General features: G+C 62.1%; 23 protein-coding genes. 18 read left to right on the top strand and 5 right to left on the bottom strand.

Going from position 1 to position 21536, the window contains the following annotated elements:
• From B5F70_RS05140 to B5F70_RS05100, 9 genes are all read left to right on the top strand, one after another.
• Positions 1–128, top strand: a 128-nt coding sequence (locus B5F70_RS05140; protein WP_143753923.1) for a PTS lactose/cellobiose transporter subunit IIA, incomplete at its 5' end; no start/stop codon positions are given.
• 57 nt (positions 129–185) lie between these two features.
• Positions 186–488 (top strand): PTS sugar transporter subunit IIB, encoded by a 303-nt coding sequence (locus B5F70_RS05135; protein WP_087204483.1) that lies wholly within the window; start codon positions 186–188, stop codon positions 486–488.
• Between the two features lie 48 nt (positions 489–536).
• Entirely contained in the window at positions 537–1091 is a 555-nt protein-coding gene (locus tag B5F70_RS05130; RefSeq protein ID WP_087204482.1) for a hypothetical protein, read from the top strand.
• Positions 1092–1108: 17 nt separating this feature from the next.
• A complete protein-coding gene (gene celB, locus B5F70_RS05125; protein ID WP_087204481.1) occupies positions 1109–2452 on the top strand; it encodes a PTS cellobiose transporter subunit IIC in 1344 nt (447 codons plus the stop codon).
• 208 nt (positions 2453–2660) lie between these two features.
• Positions 2661–4091, top strand: coding sequence for a 6-phospho-beta-glucosidase (locus B5F70_RS05120; protein ID WP_087204480.1), 1431 nt, complete (start codon positions 2661–2663; stop codon positions 4089–4091).
• Positions 4092–4411: 320 nt separating this feature from the next.
• On the top strand, positions 4412–7321 hold the full coding sequence (secA, locus tag B5F70_RS05115; RefSeq protein WP_087204479.1) for a preprotein translocase subunit SecA: 2910 nt from the start codon (positions 4412–4414) through the stop codon (positions 7319–7321).
• Positions 7322–7327: 6 nt separating this feature from the next.
• Positions 7328–8467, top strand: a complete 1140-nt coding sequence (prfB, locus tag B5F70_RS05110) for a peptide chain release factor 2 (protein ID WP_087204478.1) — start codon at positions 7328–7330, stop codon at positions 8465–8467.
• 198 nt (positions 8468–8665) lie between these two features.
• Positions 8666–9553, top strand: coding sequence for a YitT family protein (locus B5F70_RS05105; RefSeq protein WP_087204477.1), 888 nt, complete (start codon positions 8666–8668; stop codon positions 9551–9553).
• 151 nt (positions 9554–9704) lie between these two features.
• A complete protein-coding gene (locus B5F70_RS05100; protein ID WP_087204476.1) occupies positions 9705–10259 on the top strand; it encodes an ATP-binding protein in 555 nt (184 codons plus the stop codon).
• 179 nt (positions 10260–10438) lie between these two features.
• On the opposite strand, the gene B5F70_RS05095 is transcribed toward B5F70_RS05100, so the two are convergent.
• Positions 10439–11110 (bottom strand): ABC transporter ATP-binding protein, encoded by a 672-nt coding sequence (locus B5F70_RS05095; RefSeq protein WP_087204475.1) that lies wholly within the window; start codon positions 11108–11110, stop codon positions 10439–10441.
• A complete protein-coding gene (locus B5F70_RS05090) occupies positions 11103–12272 on the bottom strand; it encodes a hypothetical protein (protein ID WP_087204474.1) in 1170 nt (389 codons plus the stop codon). The genes B5F70_RS05095 and B5F70_RS05090 overlap by 8 nt, the downstream gene beginning before the upstream one ends.
• 556 nt (positions 12273–12828) lie before the next feature.
• Here B5F70_RS05090 and B5F70_RS05085 point away from each other — a divergent pair.
• Both B5F70_RS05085 and B5F70_RS05080 read left to right on the top strand, forming a co-directional pair.
• Positions 12829–13074, top strand: coding sequence for a helix-turn-helix transcriptional regulator (locus tag B5F70_RS05085; RefSeq protein WP_087204473.1), 246 nt, complete (start codon positions 12829–12831; stop codon positions 13072–13074).
• 229 nt (positions 13075–13303) lie between these two features.
• Complete coding sequence (locus tag B5F70_RS05080; protein WP_158094936.1) at positions 13304–14617, top strand: PQQ-binding-like beta-propeller repeat protein; 1314 nt, start codon at positions 13304–13306, stop codon at positions 14615–14617.
• A gap of 108 nt (positions 14618–14725) precedes the next feature.
• Here the strand turns inward: B5F70_RS05080 and B5F70_RS10605 are convergent, their stop codons facing one another.
• Complete coding sequence (locus B5F70_RS10605; protein WP_158094935.1) at positions 14726–14866, bottom strand: hypothetical protein; 141 nt, start codon at positions 14864–14866, stop codon at positions 14726–14728.
• Positions 14867–14992: 126 nt separating this feature from the next.
• Between B5F70_RS10605 and B5F70_RS05075 the strand changes: the two genes are divergently transcribed.
• The 3 genes from B5F70_RS05075 (at position 14993) to B5F70_RS05065 (ending at position 16275) form a co-directional block, all read left to right on the top strand.
• Entirely contained in the window at positions 14993–15286 is a 294-nt protein-coding gene (locus B5F70_RS05075; RefSeq protein ID WP_087204471.1) for a PQQ-binding-like beta-propeller repeat protein, read from the top strand.
• Between the two features lie 21 nt (positions 15287–15307).
• Positions 15308–16003: a hypothetical protein gene (locus B5F70_RS05070; RefSeq protein WP_087204470.1), complete on the top strand. Its 696-nt coding sequence runs from the start codon at positions 15308–15310 to the stop codon at positions 16001–16003.
• Between the two features lie 77 nt (positions 16004–16080).
• Positions 16081–16275 (top strand): hypothetical protein, encoded by a 195-nt coding sequence (locus tag B5F70_RS05065; protein WP_087204469.1) that lies wholly within the window; start codon positions 16081–16083, stop codon positions 16273–16275.
• Positions 16276–16373: 98 nt separating this feature from the next.
• On the opposite strand, the gene B5F70_RS05060 is transcribed toward B5F70_RS05065, so the two are convergent.
• Complete coding sequence (locus B5F70_RS05060; protein ID WP_087204468.1) at positions 16374–16769, bottom strand: hypothetical protein; 396 nt, start codon at positions 16767–16769, stop codon at positions 16374–16376.
• A 169-nt stretch (positions 16770–16938) separates the two neighbouring features.
• Positions 16939–17115, bottom strand: coding sequence for a hypothetical protein (locus tag B5F70_RS10600; protein ID WP_158094934.1), 177 nt, complete (start codon positions 17113–17115; stop codon positions 16939–16941).
• 295 nt (positions 17116–17410) lie between these two features.
• On the opposite strand from B5F70_RS10600, the gene B5F70_RS05055 reads away from it, so the two are divergent.
• From B5F70_RS05055 to ftsX, 4 genes are all read left to right on the top strand, one after another.
• Positions 17411–18310 (top strand): transketolase, encoded by a 900-nt coding sequence (locus B5F70_RS05055; RefSeq protein WP_087204467.1) that lies wholly within the window; start codon positions 17411–17413, stop codon positions 18308–18310.
• Between the two features lie 3 nt (positions 18311–18313).
• Positions 18314–19240 (top strand): transketolase C-terminal domain-containing protein, encoded by a 927-nt coding sequence (locus B5F70_RS05050; protein WP_087204466.1) that lies wholly within the window; start codon positions 18314–18316, stop codon positions 19238–19240.
• A gap of 162 nt (positions 19241–19402) precedes the next feature.
• Positions 19403–20539, top strand: coding sequence for a cell division ATP-binding protein FtsE (gene ftsE, locus B5F70_RS05045; RefSeq protein ID WP_087204465.1), 1137 nt, complete (start codon positions 19403–19405; stop codon positions 20537–20539).
• On the top strand, positions 20529–21479 hold the full coding sequence (gene ftsX, locus B5F70_RS05040; protein ID WP_087204464.1) for a permease-like cell division protein FtsX: 951 nt from the start codon (positions 20529–20531) through the stop codon (positions 21477–21479). The genes ftsE and ftsX overlap by 11 nt, the downstream gene beginning before the upstream one ends.
• Positions 21480–21536: the final 57 nt, after the last annotated feature.

The raw sequence follows: 21536 nt of genomic DNA, 5'->3' as shown, positions 1-21536 counted from the left end.
GCGACCACGTCCCCGTGGACGTGCTGCTGGTGCACTCGCAGGACCATCTCATGACGTCGATGCTGTGCCAGGACCTGGCGGAGGAGATGATCAACCTGTACGAGAAGCTGCAGGCCGTTTCCGCTTAGGAACGGACTGCGTGTGCGGGGCGTACGAGCGCCTCGCAAAGAGGAGGGAGATTTACTATGAAGGTCTTGCTTTGCTGCAACGCAGGCATGTCCACCAGCATGCTCATGAAGAAGATGGAGGACTACGCCAAGGCCAACGGCATCGATCTCGAGATCAACGCCTGCGCGTTTGCCGAGCTCAAGGATCCCGCGTCCGAGGGCTACGAGTGCGTGCTCGTCGGCCCGCAGATCGCCTACCAGAAGGACAAGGTTGCCAAGAAGGCCCCCGGCATCCCGGTCGACGTCATCCCCATGGCGAACTACGGCCGCCAGAACTGCCCCGCCATCTTCGAGCAGCTGAACGACCTGCTGGGCAAGTAAGCGCTTCGAATGAACCTTTTGCAGATATAGGCTACGGAGAGGTACAACGTGTCGAGAAAGCAGGACAGAAAGAAGCGTCGCCAGCGTGCGCATGAGGAGATCCGCCTGAAGGACCACCCCGAGCACACGACGAAGTTCTACTACGATGAGCAGCTGGTGCGCGGCGCGCGCGTGAACCGTTTCATGTACGTGCGCTACATGTCGGCGTTCATCTTCTTCCTGAACCTCTCGTGGTTCGTCCTCATCCTTTCCGTTGGCTCGTGGGGCTCCGTTGTGCCCCTGTTCAACGCCCTCACCGCCGGCATTGCGCTCGTCGAGTGCATGGTCGGCGTGGCGCGCGACTACGAGGAGCTCAAGTACGCGGGGAAACTCTATCTGGTTTCGATCGCTGTGACCGCCCTTGTAGCCGTGTTCACGCTGGTTGCGGGTCGGGAGATGTTCTTCCCGTTCTTGACCCTGCCGGTGTACGGAGCCATCTTCTGCCTGATTTGCATCGCTGCAGAGCTTCTGGTCCTGCGTCGTCTCAAGAAGATGCACGACCACACGGATAAGCGCTATGCGCGCTACGCCAAAGTGTCTGCAGAGGCATCCAACATCTCCTGAGAGGATGTGACTTTACTTTGTTTGAGTTCCTTGAGAAGTACGTGATGGGCCCGATGACCAAGATGGCCCAGTTCCGTATGGTCCGCGCCATTACCCAGGCCGGTATGTCGACCGTCGGTATCACCATCGTCGGTTCGATGTTCCTGGTCATCAACGTCCTTCCCCAGGCGTTCCCCGTACTCGAGGGCATCTGGGATGTGACGTTCAACCAGGTCACGAACATCTACATGCTTGCTAACTACGCGACGATCAGCTCCATCTCGCTCTACTTCCTGATTGCTATCGCGTTCGAGTATGCACGCATTCTGTCCGAAGAGGACGAGATCGGCATCAAGCCGATCAACGCCGTGCAGATTGCGCTGTTCTCCTACCTCATGCTCATCCCGCAGCTTGAGATGGTCGACGGCGTCATCTCCCTCGCGAGCAACCCCGATGCCGGTGTCTTCAACGGCGTGGCTACCGCCGCCGGCACCCTTGCCCGCTTCGGCTCCGCCGCGCTCTTCGTGACGTTCATCGTCTCGTTCTACTCTGTGCGCATCTACGCCATCTGCGTCCAGAAGCACATTGTCATTAAGCTTCCCGATGTCGTTCCAGCGGGCGTTGCGAACTCCTTCACCTCGCTCGTTCCTGTTGCGTTCGTGGCTATCGTGAACATGCTCATCCAGGGCGTGCTCTTCGCCTTCGGCACCAACATCTTCGACATCATCGCCATCCCCTTCGGCTTCATCACCTACATCTGCGACACGCTGCCTGGCCTCATCATCATCCAGCTCCTTATCCACCTGCTGTGGGTCGTGGGTATCCATGGTGCCTCCATCATCGGCTCCTTCTACTCCGCGATCGCTCTTGCGAACATGGCTGAGAACGCTGCTGGTGGCCACATGTTCCTCGCTGGCGACCCGTTCAACCCGTTCGTCTACGCCGGTGGTTCGGGTGCTACCCTCTGCCTCGCCTTCATGCTCTGCTTCATGGCTAAGTCCGAGCAGCTGAAGGCCATCGGTAAGGCCGAGATCGTCCCGGCTCTCTTCAACATCAATGAGCCCATCCTCTTCGGTCTGCCGATCGTCTACAACCCCAACGTCATCGTTCCGTTCATCGCGGCTCCCGTTGTCTGCGTCATCCTCGCTTACTTCGAGTTCCAGGTCGGCCTCATCAGCCCCATCATCGCCTCTGCGCCTTGGTGCACGCCTGGCCCGCTGAACGCGTTCCTCGGCACTGGTGGTCATTTGCTTTCCGCCGCTATCTCGGTCGTGAACATCCTCGTCGCCGGCGCCATCTGGTTCCCGTTCTTCAAGCGCTATGACAACAACCTCTACAAGGAGGAGCAGGAGAAGCTCGCTGCCGAGCAGGCTGCTGCGTAAGCGCTTCCGTCCCGTAACGGGCCATCGTAGGATTCAGCGCATGCTGAGCCCCTCACGATGACGACGCCCACGGTGGCCCCCTAGGTCTAACCTGAGGGAGGCTACCGTGGGCGTTTTGCATTGGGTAATCCATAGGTTGTGGAGGGTGCGCCAGACGTGGCTCTGCCGTCGCGAGCGCGCCCGACACCCTGAGCACAGGAGGACTTCCATGGCATTTAAAGAGGGCTTTCTCTGGGGCGGCGCCGTCGCGGCGCATCAGCTCGAGGGCGGCTATAACGAGGGCGGCAAGGGCCTGTCGGTGATGGACGTCGCCACCAAGGGCGGCCCGCACACCCGTCGCCGCTACACGGGCGACATCCTGCCCGGCGAGAGCTACCCCAACCACGAGGCCATCGACTTCTATCATCGCTACCACGGCGACATCGAGCTCTTCGCCGAGATGGGCTTCAAGTGCTTCCGCACCTCCATCGCTTGGTCGCGCATCTTCCCCGAGGGCGACGAGCTCGAGCCCAACGAGGAGGGCCTGAAGTTCTACGACGACCTCTTCGACGACCTCATCGCCCATGGCATCCAGCCGGTCATCACGCTCTCGCATTTCGAGATGCCGCTCATGCTCACCAAGCGCTACGGCGGCTGGCGCAACCGCAAGTGCATCGAGTTCTTCGTGCGCTTCGCCAAGGTCTGCTTCGAGCGCTACAAGGACAAGGTCACCTACTGGATGACCTTCAATGAGATCAACAACCAGACCAACTACAAGGATTCTTGGTCGCTGCTCACCAACTCCGGCATCATCGTCGAGGAGGGCGAGGACTGCGAGAAGCTTATGTACCAGAGCGTGCACTACGAGCTCGTGGCAAGCGCTCTCGCCGTCCAGGAGGGCAAGAAGATCAATCCCGATTTCAAGATCGGCTGCATGATCGCCATGACCCCCATCTATCCGGCCACCTGCAAGCCCGAGGACATCCTCATGGCGCACAAGGCCATGGAGCGCCGTTTCTTCTTCACCACCGTGCACGTGCGCGGCTACTATCCCGAGAGCATTCAGGCGCTCTGGGCGCGCCGCGGCTTCGATCTCGACATCACCGACGACGACCTCGCCGCGCTTGCTGCCGGCACCGTGGACTACATCGGCTTCTCGTACTACATGTCGTTCTGCACCGAGTGGAACCCCGAGAACCCGCACTTCGACTACGACGAGACGCGCGACCTCATCCGCAACAAGTACGTCAAGGCGAGCGACTGGGGTTGGCAAATCGACCCGGTGGGCCTGCGCTACGCGCTCAACTGGTTCACCGACATGTACCACCTGCCGCTCTTCATCGTGGAGAACGGTCTCGGTGCGTACGACAAGGTCGAGGCGGACGGCTCCGTCCACGACGACTACCGTATCGACTACTTCCGCGACCACATCAAGCAGATGAAGCTCGCGGTCGATGAGGACGGCGTGGACCTTATCGGCTACACGCCTTGGGGCTGCATCGACCTCGTCTCCGCTTCTACCGGCGAGATGGACAAGCGCTACGGCTTCATCTACGTCGACAAGAACAACAACGACGAGGGCACGCTCGAGCGCTCCCGCAAAGACAGCTTCTTCTGGTTCAAGAAGGTCATCGAGTCCAACGGCGAGGATCTGGCGTAGCGCCCGACCGCCCGTCTGCGCGGCAGAAAAACCGTTCAAGATGGCCCGGGATGCCCTCCCGGGCCATCTTTTGTCCGTCCGCACCGGGCGGTTTATCCCTGCCGACGAGCGTCGGTTATGGCACGGACATATTATGGGCGACGCGAAGCCGGGCCGCGTCGCGGCGTCGCTCGGCCGGCAGGCCGAATGCCCGCGCGTGGTTTATCCGTGCGCACACGTAACCTACGCAACCCAAGGCGCTCAAAGGGATAGAGTTAACGCGTATGAATATGACCGCCGGTGCAAGCCCAGCACCGGCGTATTCGCGAGAAGGACCGCCCATGGGTTTCATGACCAAGCTGCTCTCCATCGGCTCGGATAAGGACATCAAGCGCTACCGCAAGATGGTCGAGAAGATCAATGCCCTCGAGCCCACCTATCAGGCGATGAGCGACGAGGAACTCGAGCATCAGACGGTGCTCTTCCGTGAGCGCTACGAGGCGGGGGAAACGCTCGACGCGCTTATGCCCGAGGCCTTTGCCACCGTGCGCGAGGCGAGTGTGCGCACCACGGGGCTGCGCCACTTCGACGTGCAGCTCATCGGCGGCATGGCGCTCCATGAGGGGCAGATCGCCGAGATGAAGACCGGCGAGGGCAAGACGCTCGTCTCCACGCTCGCCGGGTACCTGAACGCCATCCCGGGCAAGGGCGTCCACATCGTGACGGTGAACGACTACCTCGCCAAGCGCGACTCCGAGTGGATGGGCCGCATCTACCGCTTCCTCGGCATGACGGTCGGTCTGCTGCAAAACGGCATGCCGCTCGCGAGCAAGCGCCCCGCCTACGACGCGGACGTGACCTACGGCACCAACGCCGAGTTCGGCTTCGACTACCTCCGCGACAACATGGTCATGCGCCCCGAGCAGCGCGTGCAGCGCGGGCACGCCTACGCCATCGTCGACGAGGTCGACTCCATCTTGATCGACGAGGCCCGCACCCCGCTTATCATCTCCGGCGCCGGCACGCGCTCGGCGAGCACGTACAAGGATTTCGCGCACGCCGTGCGCGGCCTCAAGCGCGCCGAGGAGGTCCAGCCCGACCCGCTGTCGATGGACCCCGCGCCGGAGCCCGATGGCGACTTTGTGATGGACGAGGCCAAGCACACCATCGCCGCCACGGAGCAGGGCTTGGAGAAGATCGAGAAGCGCCTCGGCATCGACGACATCTACGCCGACCTCTCTGGCCAGATGGCCAACCATCTGCAGCAGGCGCTCAAGGCTCAGTACATGTTCCACCTCAACAAGCAGTACGTCATCGTGAACGGCGAGGTCAAGATCGTCGACGAGTTCACCGGCCGCATCATGGAGGGCAGGCGCTACTCGGAGGGCCTGCACCAGGCGATCGAGGCCAAGCACGGCCTCATGGTGCGCGAGGAGAACCAGACGCTCGCCACCATCACGCTGCAGAACTACTTCCGCCTCTACGACAAGCTCTCGGGCATGACGGGTACCGCCATGACCGAGGACGCCGAGTTCCGCGAGATCTACAAGCTGCCCGTGCAGGTGATCCCGCCCAACAAGGAGTCCCGCCGCGTCGACCACGACGACCTCGTCTACCGCACCATCGATGCCAAGTTCCGCGCGGTGGTTGAGGACGTGGCCGAGCGCCATGCCGCCGGTCAGCCGGTGCTGGTGGGCACGGTTTCCATCGAGAGCTCGGAGCGCCTCTCGCGCCTTCTCGACAAGCGCGGCATCGAGCACGAGGTCTTAAACGCCAAGTACCACGAGCGCGAGGCGCAGATCGTGGCGCAGGCGGGTCGCCTGGGTGCCGTCACCATCGCGACCAACATGGCCGGCCGTGGTACGGACATCCTGCTCGGCGGCAACCCCGAGGCGCTTGCCGACGAGGCGACGCGTGCCTATGACTTTGGCATCGACCCTGCCGTGCTCGACCGCGTGCTCGCGCTTTCCGACCACGGCGTGATCGACCCCGAGCAGCTCGCCGACGCCGGCGTGGAGGTCGAGTCCGAGGCGCTCGCCCAGATCGCAGACGTCTACACGCAGGAGCTCTCGCGCACGCGCGAGGTCTGCGCGCGCGAGCACGAGCAGGTGGTCGAGCTCGGTGGCCTCTGCGTCATCGGTACGGAGCGCCACGAGTCCCGGCGCATCGACAACCAGCTCCGCGGCCGCGCCGGCCGCCAGGGCGACCCCGGCGAGACGCAGTTCTACCTGTCGCTCGAAGACGACCTCATGCGCCTTTTCGGCGGCGAGCGCATGGACAAGATCTCGGGCCTCATGCAGAAGGCCGACATGGACGACATGCCCATCCAGGCCAAGATGATCTCCAAGGCCGTCGAGGGCGCGCAGCGCAAGGTCGAGAACATCAACTTCTCCATGCGCAAGAACGTGCTCGAGTACGACGACGTCATGAACAAGCAGCGCCAGGTCATCTACGCCGAGCGCAACAAGATTCTGGACGGCAAGGACCTTACGGCGCATATCGCCGAGGTCGTGGACGACACGGTGGCGCGCTGCGTGGCCGAGTTCTGCCCGGCGGACGCCCGCGCCGGAGAGCGCGACCTCGACGGGCTCCACAGCTGGGTGGTGGGCCTCACGGGCCGCGCCGACGCGCCGCGCTTTGAGGACAAGCCGTTCGAGGAGCTCAAGGCGGAGGTGCTCGCCTACGTGAAGCGCTGCTACGACGAGCGCGTCGAGAGCCTCGGCGAGGAGCTCATGGCAAAGCTCAACCGCCAGGTGATGCTGCGCGTGATCGATACCCGGTGGATGACGTACCTGCAGGAGATGGATTACCTCAAGCAGGGCATAGGTCTCCGCGGTTTTGGCCAGCGCGACCCCTTGGTGGAGTACAAGGGCGAGGCCTTCGCGGCGTTCCGCACGCTTGTGGACACCATGTACGAGGACTACCTGCGCACGGTGCTGCGCATCGAGGTGCGCCGCGCCCCGGCTGCGACCGAGCGCCAGCCGGAGGGGCCCGCGCTCGAGCGCGCGACGTACTCCGGGCCCACCGAGGTCGACGGCGCCCAGGCGGCTGCGACCTCGACGCTTCGCCAGCAGGCGGCAGCCCAGGCAGCGGGTGCCGCGGGAGGCGCCGCGCCGCAGCCGGCGGCGGGCCCCGTGCGGCCGTACGTCAAGGCGGAGAGCGGCGACCCCTATGCCAACGTGGGACGCAACGACCCGTGCCCCTGCAACAGCGGCAAGAAGTTCAAGAACTGCCACGGCAGGAACCGGTAGGCGCGCATGGCAGATACCACCGAGAAGACCGTCGTGACCCCCGAGGAGCTCGATGCTCTGGAGGTGCGTCTCGACGAGGTAGAGCAGTACCTGCATCTGGACGAGAAGCGCGGCCGCGTGGCCGAGCTCGAGCGCGAGAGCGCCGCACCCGGGTTTTGGGATGACGGCGACCGCGCCCGCGCGCTCATGGCCGAGCTATCAGCGGCGCGCGACGACGTGCATTCCGTGGAGAACGCGCGCACCGCGCTCGACGATGCACGCACCGCGCTGGAGTTCGCCGCGGAGACCGAGGGTGCGGAGGCCAACGAGTTCGCAACGGAGGCCACCGCGTCCGCCCGCGCCCTCGAGCGCGCCGTCGATGAGCTGGAGCTCTCGAGTTGGTTTACCGGCGAGTTCGACCACGGCGACGCGATTCTCACCATCAAACCCGGTCAGGGCGGCCTTGAGGCGCAGGACTGGACGTTCATGCTCTTCAAGATGTACATGAAGTACTGCGCGCGCCGCGGGTGGAAGGTCACCGTCAACGACTGCCCCGCTGCCGAGGTCATCGGTATCGACCGGGCGACCATCACCGTCGAGGGCAAGGACGCCTTCGGCATGCTTCGCGCCGAGGCGGGGGTGCACCGTCTGGTGCGCATCTCGCCCACCGATGCCAAGAAGCGCCGTCAGACGACGTTCGCCGGCGTGGAGGTCATCCCCGTGCTGCCGGACGACATCGATATCGAGATCGGCCCGGACGACATCCGCGTGGACGTGTACCATGCGAGCGGTCCCGGCGGCCAGGGCGTCAACACCACGGACTCCGCGGTGCGCGTGACGCACCTGCCCACGGGCATCGTGGTTACGTGTCAGAACGAGCGCAGCCAGATTCAGAACAAGGCCGCCTGCATGCAGATCTTGAAGGCGCGTCTGTATGAGCTGGAGCTCGAGAAGCGCGCCGAGCAGCTGGACGAGATTCGCGGCCCCAAGACCGAGATCGGCTTTGGCAACCAGATTCGCAGCTACGTGCTCTATCCCTACCAGATGGTGAAGGACCTGCGCACGGGCGTGGAGACGGGCAACGTCGACGCGGTGCTCGAGGAGGGCGATCTCGACCCGTTTATCATCGGTTATCACCGTTGGGTCACCGGTAACGCGGACGCGTAGGCGACGTGATCGGGTATTTGGGATAGTTCGCGCGAACTCAAGGCCCGGCGCTGCGCGGGGGAGGGCTGCGGCCGCCCCGAGCGCCCGTGTTACAATACATGCGATCAATTCATCGACCATGCGCCTGTTAAGGTTCGGCGTCGTGCGGGCGGTTCTCGGGGCGGGAGCCGCGTGCGGCGTGCGCAGAAGGGACGGGCCATGGTAACCCGGAGCATCAGCACTATCATCCGCTCGCAGTTCGTGCGCGATCTGCCGCTCGTCATCTTTGGCTGCGCCGTCGCCGCCCTCGCGACCGATATGTTCCTCATCCCCAACGGTCTCGCTGCAGGCGGGGTGACCGGCATCGCCACCATCATCAATGAGCTTGCGGCGCGTCAGGGCATCAACCTGCCCGTCGGCTTGCAGACCATCGTCATGAATGCGGCTATCATGCTTCTGGTGGTGCGCTCGGGCGGCGCGCTTTACGCCATCCAGACGGCAACGGGCTTTCTGCTCTTTGGCTTCTTCACCGACCTCTTTGCCCCCTTCGTGGTGCCGCTTGCCCATGCGGAGCTTCTGGTGCCCGCACTCTGGGGCGGCATCATCATGGGTCTCGGCCTTGGCTTCTCGTTTCGCTGCGGCGTTTCGACGGGCGGCTCCGATACCGTTGCGCAGATCATCGCGCGTAAATTCTCGCTGCCGCTCGGCACCACGGTCATGGTGATCGACTGCCTGATCTGCGCCGCATCCGCACCGGTGTTCTCGGTGGACAACGCGCTCGCGGCGGCGCTCTCCATGGTGGTTACGGGCATTGTGGTCGACCGCGTCATCGACGGCGGCAACACGCAGCGTGCGGCCTTCATCATCTCGGAGCGCTACGAGGACATCGCGCACGACGTGCTCCACGGACTCGACCGCGGCGTGACGCGCATCCAGGCGCGCGGCGAGTGGACGGGGGAGGAGCGCCCCATGCTCTTCATCATCCTCGACAAGCGCGAGATTCAGCTGCTCAAAGCCGTCGTCGCCGAGCACGATAAGGATGCCATCATGGTCATCACCGATGTGAACGAGGCGCTGGGCGAGGGCTTTGGCGAGCTCGGTGCGTAACGGAACGGCGCCTTTTCTGACGCCGCCCGCGCGTTACTGTCGGCCGTGCCTTGCAAGCTCGGGGAAACCTAGAACTACTTAGAAGTCCGTCCTCATCACGCTACGCTGGACCTAGCGACAAAACTGGAGTCGTTGCTTGAGGAGGTGCCCCATGGAGCTCGAAAACCCCTTCACTCCTTCGTTCAGCGAGATTCCCGCTCACATGACGGGACGCCGAGATATCGTTGCGTCCCTTGAGCGGGCGTTCCGTAGCGAGCGTAGGCGCCCTGAGCTCACAACGCTCTTTTGCGGAGCGCAAGGCATGGGCAAGACCTCGCTCATGACACTGCTCGCCCACAAAGCCGAGGCGCTCGGCTGGATTGCTGTAAGCGTGACGGCGCTCCCGGGCATGTTGGCCGACATCGAGATTGGGACACGCCGTGTCGCCCGGCATCTTCTCCCCGAGCGAGAGGGCCGACATGTGTCGGGCATCGGGATCGCATCGGTGGGGAGTGTGCGGTTCACGCGTGAAGAACAGGCGGGAAACAACTGGCGCTATCATCGCGCTTCGGTTGCCGACGGGGTGCTCGGTGAGCCTAAGCTGGTCTTCGACGATGAGGGCCGCAATCGCGACGTGTGGGAGCAGCGGCTACTTACCGCATACGATATGTTGTTTTTTACGGGTGGCCCCTACGGCGAGCGACGTCTATTTACGGTGGGCGTGTAGCCTTCTCCGCCTGCGTATAAAAGCTTTGGACTACGGTCCACGCAACAGGTTCTTGTCACGGTGGAGACTCAAACCGATGCTAGGACCTGATTGAATATCTGCGGACGTATGGCTACACCTTCGCACTAAGGGTTCAATGACTCGTGACTTTGCTCACATATGGTTAGTTACCTGATCTTTTATTCGTAATACTGCAGAAAGAGATTCCGAGTCGAATCGTCAATGCGGGTCTCATTGAGTCGCTTGTCTTTAATGAGAAGAACGTTATCGCAAAGGGTGTCGAGATTTTCAAGGATGTGGGACGAAATCAAAATGCCTGTTCCCGTGCAAGACATCTCCTTCAAAAGGTCGGTGGTAGCTTGAACGTTGATGGGGTCGAGCGCGTTAGTAGGCTCATCAAGGAGCAGATAGTGTGGGGAGCAAAGATAGGCGATAGCGAGCGTCACCTGCTGCTTCATGCCTTGCGATAGATGCGCAACGCGTTTGTGCATAAACGCTGCGATGCCGCATCTGTCTGCGGCGGAATCGATGTCCGTCGGCGTGTTCCAAAGAGATGCTGCGAAGCGCAAATGATTAGCTACAGTGAGATACGGATAGAGAAACGAGGAGTCGCCGGGAACGTAGAGCACCTCGGGGGAACGGAAATCACTCTGATGCGCGGCGCCATCGATGCGAACAATACCGCGCTTCAGGGGGCCGAGTTCGCCGGCGAGAATGCGCATAACCGTTGTTTTCCCGTAGCCATTGGGAGCAACAAATCCCTTAATCGACCCTCTTCCAAGGGCAAGGTTCGCATCGCGCAGGAGGAGATGGGATCCGAATCGGATCGTTGCGTGCTCCAACTTAAGCATCGTAATTCACCCTCCTGTGTGCTCGATAGGCGCTTACAAGGTGCGAGGCACTGAGGGCAATAGCTACGACGACTGCGGCGCTGACGAGTAAAACAGCGACGCCTGTTTGAAACGACGCTCCCTCAAAAGGCAAGATGTCGAGCGATGGAAATGCTCCCGGGTAGCCTGCGATGTGCCCAAAGGAAAGGTAGGTAAGTGGCAAGAACGTTTTGAGTTGTGCCGTCATATCGTTTTGATAGAGAACATTAAAGTACGAATCCATAGTGGGCAGCAGGCAGAGGCACGCTGTAACTACCAGAGAAAAGACAGCGTTTTGCGAGACTTGCGAAAGCAATAGGGTAACCGAGGAGATAAAAACGCAGGCACAGAAAAAGAGGGACAACTGACAAAGCAGGGTCGTTCCCACTGTCGTTTGAATGACCTGACAATTCTGAACAAAGACCACAGGATACAGGGTTGATCCGAATCCTTCCCTGCTCCCCACAAATAGAAAAGCTGGAAGAAGCGCAACCATAAGGAGAGTAGGAGGCAGAAGGGAGGGGACTGCTAGATCGGCTATAGTTGCCTCTGGGGTTGAGACGGGGGCGCCGCCCAGTAAGTGGGGTCGTTTGGTGATGGCTTGAATAAAGGCGGCACATGTTAGGGGCAGTATGAGCCAGATGATGGGCGATATTTGAGCAAATACGTAGCACGTATAGGGAAGCGCGGGCATCTCAGAGGAGTCGTGGTATAACTGCGGATCGTCGAGCTTCGAAAGCGCGCTATACAGGTTTTTTTCTGCTACTAGTGACTGTCGATCGGTTCCAACAAGGTTGCCGTTGTCGTAGGTTGCGATGAGGGTGTCGGTGTACTGCGCTATGCCCGCGTAATACGCTTGCGAGTCAGATGCGTTTACGACGGAATCGAGCGCCCGAGTTTGCTCGCGAGTGATCTCTTGAAGATATGCGGGCATATCGTCAATGAGTCCGGTTTCAATGTAGTCCTGTTGTTCTTGATAGAGCTCTTGATAGTAGTCAGGCTCTTCCGCCGAAAACGAGACAATGGAATGTTGAGGAAAAGCGGGTAGCAGGGAGCTGATTGCCAGAATGAGGAGCACAACGGGTGCGATGCCGCTTTTGAAGTAAGCGACGACCAAGTGCAGAGAGAATTTGCCCGCTTGCATATCTGCCCCTTCCTTAATGTAAAAGCCGCCCGTCGAGAGCCAATGGGCGGCCTGGTAAGTGCTGAGGCTTTTCTAGTAGATTGTATAGATATTCTGATAGATGTAGACCGTGCCCGAACCGCATCCACACAAATCTGCTGGCCATGAATTGAGAGTTCGACGGCTGCTTCGCTTGTAGCCATTTTGGAAGGTCAAAAGCTTGTAAGTATAATTGTAGTCCATGTTGTGCGAGCTATTCTTGGAACAAGCATAGTGATAATAAGTGTCTACAACCTGTTCGCTTTTAATTCGGGCAGGGGAGATTCCTGGTTCTGCAAATGCGGTTGCGGGTGCCATTGTAGAAAGGGTAACGGCGAACAGTGCCACCCCCAACAGGCTCGCGAACACGCGGAATCGTTTCAGTGCTCGCATCGCTTCTCCTCTCCACGAGGAATACCTTGATATAATCATAGATATAGTAAAGACAAAATAAAATATTGTTCTATAGACGGTTAATTTTCTTTCGCAAACGGCGATTCAAATTCAAGGATTGCAAAATGTCCAATGGAGGACGTCTGTGCCCATCGTCATGCGTCTCGATAGAGCTATGGCAGATCGCAAGATGTCCTCCCTCGAGCTGGCCGAGAGGGTCGGCATCTCGCCCGTGAACATTTCGCGTATCAAGACGGGCCGTCTGAAAGGCATCCGCTTTTCTACGCTGACCGCCATGTGCGAGGCTCTTCATTGCAAGCCGGGCGACATTATTGACTGGATGGACGACGAATATCTTGAGGCGTTTGGCAAGCTCCCCGACAAGGAATAAGCGCGAGCTAGGGTCGCGCGTTATTGGGCTTTCCGCCTCGTGACAATATGTTTTGAGATTGCTCTGAATCTCATGCTGATGATTAGGGTGGTGCGATATGGGTGGGGTCATCGAACTGAGTCGCAGGGGTCTGATCTGCACGGCGTTTGCCGGCCTGTCGGCATGCCTTATGGGCTGCGATGGAGTTGCGCGGGAAGAGGCTGTCTCTGCTGCGCCCGGGGCCCGCGCTGTGTCGAACTTTCCAACCGGCACGATCGTGTGGCAGGTCGATGCGGTGGAGAGCGCGTCGGAGACCGACGCCGCGGAATCTCTGCCTGTCGCTATCGCTCATTCGGCCAACACCTCTAACCTCGTTTGTACGGATGATACGGTCTATGTGGGAGCAGGATGGTCTGTCTGCTCCCTCGACCGTGAGACCGGAGCCTTTGTGGCACGGGGCACCGAGGGCAATGCGTACTCGCCCCTCGTGCGCTCATTGGCGTTTGTGCAGCGTTCGGGGGAGGGGGACGAGGGCATCGTGCTTGCGGCCCGTGCAGACGGGACGCTGACTGCCCATGGGGCAGGAGACCTCGCCCAACGGTGGAGCGTTGCCTGCGCGTCGGGCGAGCATGTGGTCGGGCGGCGGGAGAGCCTGCAGGAGGACGGTTCTTGGGATGTGACGTACTCGTACGCACCCACCAAGTGGCAGGCGACCGATATCGTCGTGCACGACGGCTTCGTTTACGCAGGCTTTTCCAGCTACGCGACGGACGAGCCCCGCTCGCGCCTAGTCTGCACGAACCTCGACACCGGCGAGCTGGCGTGGACCGTCCCCTACAACGGCTGCTTCTCGTTCACCGGCGGCGCCTGCCATCCCGCTCTTGCGGCAGACGGTTTGGTTGTCCCCGTTCCCGAGGAGCCCGCTGTGGCGCTGCTCGACTATGCGACGGGTGAGGAGCTCGCGCGCTGCGCCCTCGATGCCCCGGCGGGATCCGGCTTTACCACGGTGCCGGAGGGGGTGCCGGGCGCGGGAGGCCTGCTCGTGCTCTCGCAGGCGGGAACCCTCCATGCTCTCGATGTGCACGAGGGGGCGTTGGACGTTCGAGCGTCCTCTGCGGTCGCCGCCGCAGGTTCGACGGTGCGGGACGAGGGCGCGACGGGCGATGCCGCGGCGCTTCCCTCCTGCGCGCGACCGGTCGTCGTGGGCGGGACGGCTTTGGTGAACCAAGCCGTGTCGGAGGGCGGCGAGTGGCATCTCATCGCTGTGGACCTGGAGACGTTCGAAGCGCGGGACACCAATACCGCGTTTGCCTTTGGTTCGACCCCGGTGGTGCTCAGCACTCCCGAGGAGGAGGGCATCGTGCTGGTTACCGTGGCGAGTGACGGTCTGTGGCGGCTCGGCGTTTCCGCGGACGGCTCAAAGATCGGTTCAACCGTTCTGCTGACCGACGAGGTGACACTCACGACCCCCGCCGTGGATATGCCCCCTGTGGTAGATGAGGCGGGCAGGCTGTACATCGCCTCGGGGACCAGCGAGGTGCAGAGCGTGTTCTGCATCGCGTAGCGAAGTCGCTCTCGGGGGTACGGCCGAGACAGATGCCTGCGCTTCCGAGGGTGAAGTTACCCGATCGGGCAAACGCCAGATAGGCTCTATGTCGAGATGCCCGAGCGGCTACCGACCGCTCTTCTTGAGCTCGTCTCTCACGGCCTTGCGCACCACGAGATAGGTGATCACCAGGAACACGAGCGCGAAGACGATTCTGGGCAGGAGGAGGAACAGGATTGCGTAAAGGTCCATACCGGTAGGCGCCATGGCATCCTCCCATCACTAAACGATATAGAGGTAACGTAGCACATATCAGATGCGGGGATTTGCGGGGAGGTCGCGCATCAGTTTTCCGTCGTAGACAGCGATGAGGAAGATCCCGTAGGGGATATCATGAGCATTGCTGCATCACAGGATGTGATGTATGCGGCAACGTCGGGAGGCTATGTCGTTGCGTTCGATCTCGCCTCGGGCGCGCAGCTGTGGGCGACGCTTTGCTGCTCGACGCGTTCGCCGGGCATTACGTCATGGGGCGGTGGCGAGACGCTGTACTTTTCCGATGCTCCTTGGCGTTGCACGAGCTTGGCGATGGACGGCACTGCGATTGTTGTCGGCTATTCGAGCTATCAGTTGCATAATATGTCGTTGCTTGCCTGCGTTGAAGCGTCTACGGGTGCGGTACGCTGAACCCGCCAGCTCGAGGGTCGCTTGGATACGGCCGGCGGACTTGGGTATCCCGTTGCGGTTGATGCGGGCCTTCTCCTGCCCATGCCGGATGGCTCCGGTTTCGGTCTGCTGAGCATGCAGACAGGCGAGACGCTCGATTTTCTTGAGACGGACAGTCTTGTTTACATGGGCCTCACTATGAGCGACGGGGGTGGGCTGCCGTGTTTCTTCCAGTCTAAGCTCAGTACGCTCTATCGCGTGGATGCGGAGGGTAGCGTTCTAGTTGCCACGAGCGCGCAAGACGCTTGCACGGATTCCGCCAAACGCGTTCCCTCGGGCGCGCGACCGCTTCTTGCGGACGGACACGTGATCATGAACGCGGCAACGCAGGATGAAGACGCGAAGCGCTTCGACGGGGATTACAATCCGTCGGCAGGGGAGTGCGTGGTCTTTGATGCCGAGACGCTCGTGGTGCTGGAGCGCCACGATGCGCCGGAGATCGAGTCGACGCCTGTGCGCGTGGGCGAGGGGATGTACTACCTTGGCCGCGCCGGCATCTATTACGCAGCACTAGAGGGCGGCGTGCCGGGCGAGCCAGAGCTTGTGATTGATGCCGAGGGGCGCGATCGCGACGTATGGGAGCAGCAGCTACTCGCGGCGGACGGCATGCTCTACTTTGTGGGTGGGCCCTACGGCGAGCGGTGGCTGTACGCCATCGGCCCTGCGGATGATGCTTAAGAGAAGGCAAAGGCCTGAAAAAAGGGAGAAGGGCATCGAGATAAAGGGGAAACCTCGGGACGTATATGGGAGCTGCCATGGAGAAGGATAAGCGTTTTAAGGTGTTCGACGTGGTCGCAATCGTCTGCGGGCCTATCGGTGGGGAAGTAGCGGCGATGCTCTTTGCCCCAAACGGTCCCACGATCTCGCGCGTTATTGCTTGGCTAATCGGTGCGTTTGTTGTTACCACGCTGATAGTCGTTGTCGGATCGCTGCTTCGTCGCGAGTCGTAGGCTAAGGCCGTATAAGACAAACCGAGCCCGTAGCTGTGGTGGCTCAGTGAACGCGTCTCTTGTGCCGCCGGTCTCTCGCGCTGCCGCCCCGAGCATTTCTATCGTTTGGTGCGCGTCCAGTACACCGCTGAGAGGCCGAGGACGATGCCAAAGGCCAGCGCGCACATTTGGCCGAGCAACATGCCGGAAGCAATGTAGAACACGCATAGGGCGGCAGATAGAACGGCAAGCACCGCGCCGACCATTTGGCGTGCACGCTCCGGGAGCCGACCGACTACCAGGACGGCGAGGACGAGGGCGAGCGCGGCGCCGAGGAGATTTGTGGCTAGAATCGCCTCGAGGCTGTACGCCTCGTTTGGTGGCTGGAAGTACCAGACGGTCCACCGCACCGCCACCGGCTCGGTGGCAAAGGGCACGGCAAGGCAGACGTATCCCCAAGAAAGCGCAATGGTAAAGGCCTGAGCGGTGCGTTTAAGTGAGGTCGGGAGCTTCATGGCAAGCCTCTATTCTTCCAGTATGATGGCCCACTTATGGTTATTCCCAAAGGCTAGATACTCGGATTGCGTAGACAAAAACTAATCGCGAGACGCCGAGCCGCAGGAGCGCCCCCGTTGCGGTTAGGTGTTCGTGTTGAGTGGTAGATTGGCGCTGAGAGCGTAACGGCTAGTTTTGAGGGTCATGAGGTGGCTGACGTTTCACATCCTTGAAGGCGTCACGCACCGCTTTACGGATGACGAAGTAAAGCGCGGCGAGGAAGACGATTGCCGGAATTGCTCTGAAAAGAATAAGGTTGTAAACGATTGCAACGATCTCTGCAGAACTAGGGTACATGACCTCCATGGTGCCTCCCAACAGTCGCAACGTAACCTTATCCGGCTCCTACCCAGCGCGATAGAAGCCATGCAACGATCCATCGGATAATTCGGCGAGTGCGGGGGGTCACCGGTAAACGGTTGCCGTGACGGTTCTGTGAACGCGCCGCACACGCCCCTCGCGCACCACGCATGATGAAACGTTATATCGCGCACTGCGACCATTAAAAGTTGGGCGATATGGGATGTGTTTACTAAACATGGCGTCTGAGCTGCTATGATGAGTTGGCTTTGCCCCAGACCTAACCCAGAGAGGGATGTTCATGGCAACAGATGCACTGAGACAGGCCAGCGCGCGGAGCGACGCGGAGATCGCGCTCATCGCCAACCGCATGCGGCACGACATCATCGAGATGCTGGGGGCTGCGGGCTCCGGTCACCCCGGCGGTTCGCTCTCGGCGACCGATATCATGGCGACGCTCTTCTATTCGGGGCTGTTTGCCGCCGACCCCGCCGATCCCGAGAACCTCGAGCGCGACCGCTTCGTGCTCTCCAAGGGCCATGCGGCGCCCGCGCTCTACGCGCTTTTGGTGCAGCTCGGCTACATCCCCCACGATGAGATCCTCACGCTCCGCCAGGTGGGCAGCCGCCTGCAGGGCCACCCCGACCGCCACGCCTGCCCGGGCGTGGAGGTCTGCACGGGCTCGCTCGGCCAGGGGCTCTCGGTGGGCGCCGGCATGGCGCTCGGCCTTCGCCTCGACGCCGAGCGCGACGGCGAGGATCCCCGCCGCGTCTTCGTGCTCCTCGGCGACGGTGAGATGCAAGAGGGCGAGAACTGGGAGGCCGCTATGTTTGCCGGCAACCAGGCGCTCGACAACCTCGTCGCCATCGTCGACCTCAACAATCTGCAGATCGACGGCCATGTGACCGACGTCAACAACATCGAGCCCGTGGCGGACAAGTTCCGCACCTTCGGCTGGGAGACGTTTGAGGCCGACGGGCACGATATCACGAGCGTGCGCGCCGCGTTCGAGGCCGCGGTTGCCTGCGAGGGCAAGCCAGCTGTCATTGTCGCCAAGACCATCAAGGGCAAGGGCGTTTCGTTCATGGAGGACCAGGTGAGCTGGCACGGCAACGCACCCTCGCCCGAGCAGACCGAGGTCGCCCTCGCCGAGATCGATGCCGCGTACGAGGCGCTCCTCGCAGCGCAGAAGGAGGCCTAAGACATGGCTAAGGCAACCCGCGCCGCTTTTGGCGAGACGCTTATCAAGCTCGTTGACGAGGGTCAGGACATCATGGCAGTGGACGCGGACCTCTGCGGCTCCACCACCACCGGCGCTTTTGGCAAGGCGTATCCCGATCGACTCGTTGATGTGGGCATCGCCGAGCAGAACATGATCGGAGTGGCGTCCGGCCTCGCGCTCACCGGCCGCACGGTCTTTACCGGCTCATTTGCTGTCTTTGGTACGGGGCGCTGCTGGGAGCAGATTCGCAACACCGTCTGCGACTCGGGCCTCGACGTCAAGATCTGCCCCACGCACGCCGGCATCACCGTTGGCCCCGACGGCGCCACCCATCAGGCGCTCGAGGACATCGCGCTCATGCGCGTGCTCCCCGGCATGCGCGTGCTCGTGCCGGCGGACTACGCGAGCGCCTGCGCCGCGATCCGTCTGGCCGCCACGACGCCGGGGCCCTTCTACGTGCGCTTGGGCCGCGAGCCCCTGCCCGAGATCTACGATGACGGCTTCACCTGCGACGTCGCCTTCGCCAACGTGGTGCGCGAGGGCGCCGACATCGCGATCATGGCGTGCGGCGTCGAGGTGGCGCATGCCCTGAAGGCGGCCGAGGAGCTCGCCCGAGAGGGTATCGACGCCGAGGTCGTCGACGTCATGAGCGTAAAGCCGCTCGACGAGGAGGCCATCGTCGCCTCCGCCTCAAAGTGCGGGCGCGTTCTCACGGTAGAGGAGCACAGCGTCTATGGCGGCATGGGCTCCGCCGTGGCCGAGCTCCTCGGCGAGAGGTGCCCGATGCCCGTGACGCGCATGGGCATGACCGGCTTTGGCCAGTCGGGAACCGCCGCCGAGCTCCTCGCGTACTACGGGCTCGACGCGCCGGCTATCGCGCGGCGCGTGCGCGAGGTCCTCACCAAGTAACCGGGCTGCAGAGAATCATCGCGCGCCCGCGCAGCCGCCGTGCTGCGCGGGCGCTTGCATACCGCGGCGAGGTGTCAGTCTGTGCCGCTTGTGTGCAGGGCCGCCGACGCTGGTAAAATACAATCCGACTGTAGTTTAAACGTACGATTTGAAGGAGCGCTTGTGGCCAACCACTTCCGCAAACCAGAAGACGGGCAGGACGAGTTCGTAACGCCGTCAGCGGAACCCGTCGCAGCTTCGCATTTCGCCCTTTCACCCGATGCCGCTCCGGCGCCCGCAGCGCCGGCGGATGCCGACGGGTCGCTGTTTGACGCGGCGACGCCCGCGCCGGCCCCGGCAGCGCCCGCGGCGTCTTCGCTCGATCCGGGCGATACCGGCGCCTTCCTCGCGAGCGCCGGCGTCACGACGGTTCCCGCGGCGCTGAACGTGCCCGAGGTGCCCGCCGTCCCCGAGGTCTCGGCGGAGCCCGAGTCCGAGGTGACGCCCGACCAGGCGGAGGAGATCGCCGACCTCAACGCGGCCCTCGCCGACCCGGGCTTCACCACGGTCTTCGCCCCGGTCGAGTCGCCGCGCAAGCAGGCGCGCGAGGCCGGTGTCGAGCCCGTCATCCTCTTCGAGCACGTCACCAAGGTCTATCCGGCGCAGCCCAACAAGCCCGCGCTCGATGACGTCAACATCGAGATCTATCCCGGTGAGTTCGTCTTCCTCGTCGGCCACTCCGGCTCCGGCAAGACGACGCTTCTGCGCACCATGACGCGCGACGTCAAGCCCACCTCCGGCCGCGTGCTCGTGGCGGGCCAGGACCTCATGAAGCTCAAGAACCGCAAGGTCCCGTTCTTCCGTCGCCAGATCGGCACGGTGTTCCAGGACTTCAAGCTGCTGCCCGGCAAGACGGTGTACGAGAACGTCGCCTTCGTGCTGCAGTGCATCGGCAAGCCGCGCGGCGTCATCCGCACGCAGGTGCCCGAGGTGCTGCGCCTCGTGGGCCTCGGCGATCAGATGGATTCCATGCCCGACCAGCTCTCCGGCGGCGAGCAGCAGCGCGTGTCCGTCGCCCGCGCCATGGTCAACCGCCCGCCGCTGCTCATCTGCGACGAGCCCACGGGCAACCTCGACCCGGCGATCTCGCTCGGCATCATGAAGCTGCTCGAGCGCATCAACCGCACGGGCACCACGGTCATCGTGGCGACGCACGACCGCGAGATGGTCGACTCCATGCGCCGCCGCGTCATTTCGCTCGAGGCGGGCCATGTGGTCCGCGACCAGGAGAGGGGAGGCTACGGCAACTATGGCGCCTAGCAATCTTGGGTATTCGCTAAAGGAGGCGGGAAGCCACTTCTTCCGTAACTGGACGTCCTCGCTGGGCGCGGTCTTTACCATCTTCCTTTCGCTCTTCATCATCGGTCTCTTCATCATCGGTTCGGCCATGATCACCTCGATCATCGGCGATGTTGAGCAGACGGTCACCATCACGGCGTTCATCTCGGACGATGCGTCCGATGAGGATGTCCAGGCGTTCCGCGACGAGCTCGAGACCTGGGACAACGTCGCCAGCATCGAGTTCAAGACCAAGGAGGACGCGCTCGCCGATTACCGTGCGACCATGTCCGACCATGCGGAGGCCACCATCAGCGCGCTCGACGGTGAGAACCCGCTGCCGCGCTCCTTTGTCATCCAGATGGAGGATTCTTCGCAGGTGGAGGACACCGCCAACCGCATCAAGGAGGACCCGCTCTTCCGTCAGATTGTCGACGATGACGACCCCGAGGTGGACGATGTCGACGCCGATGTCAACGCCGGCGTGCGCTGGGGCCAGGAGGAGGTCTCCGTCCTCTTTGAGGTGACGGGCTACATCCGCATCGCTGCCGTGGTGCTCGTGGCGCTCCTCACCTTCATCGCGTTCATCTTCATCAACAACACCATTCGTCTGTCCATCACGGCGCGCCGTCGCGAGATTGCCATCATGCGCCTGGTGGGCGCCTCCAACGGCTTCATCCGCGGGCCGTTTGTGACCGAGGGCGTTATCCAGGCGATTCTGGGCGCGATCCTCGCGGTGGGCGCGCTCGAGCTCATGCGCAACATCCTGGTGCCGACAGCCCAGGCCGCGCTCGGCTCGCTCTTCAACATCACCATCCCGCTCGATGTGTACCTCGCCACCTACGGTGCGCTCGCGCTCGTGGGCGTGGTGATCGGCCTCTTTGGCTCGGCCATCGCGATGCGTCGCTACCTCAAGGTATAGCCGCAGCACTCAGACGGGTTTATAGATCGCTTGCGGGGTCGGGGGCCGTTTCGCCCT

It is taken from the genome of Collinsella sp. An268 (genome assembly GCF_002159765.1).
GTDB lineage: Bacteria > Actinomycetota > Coriobacteriia > Coriobacteriales > Coriobacteriaceae > Coprousia.
Note: the sequence above shows the minus strand (reverse complement) of the source record. Positions and strands in the feature narration are given on the sequence as shown.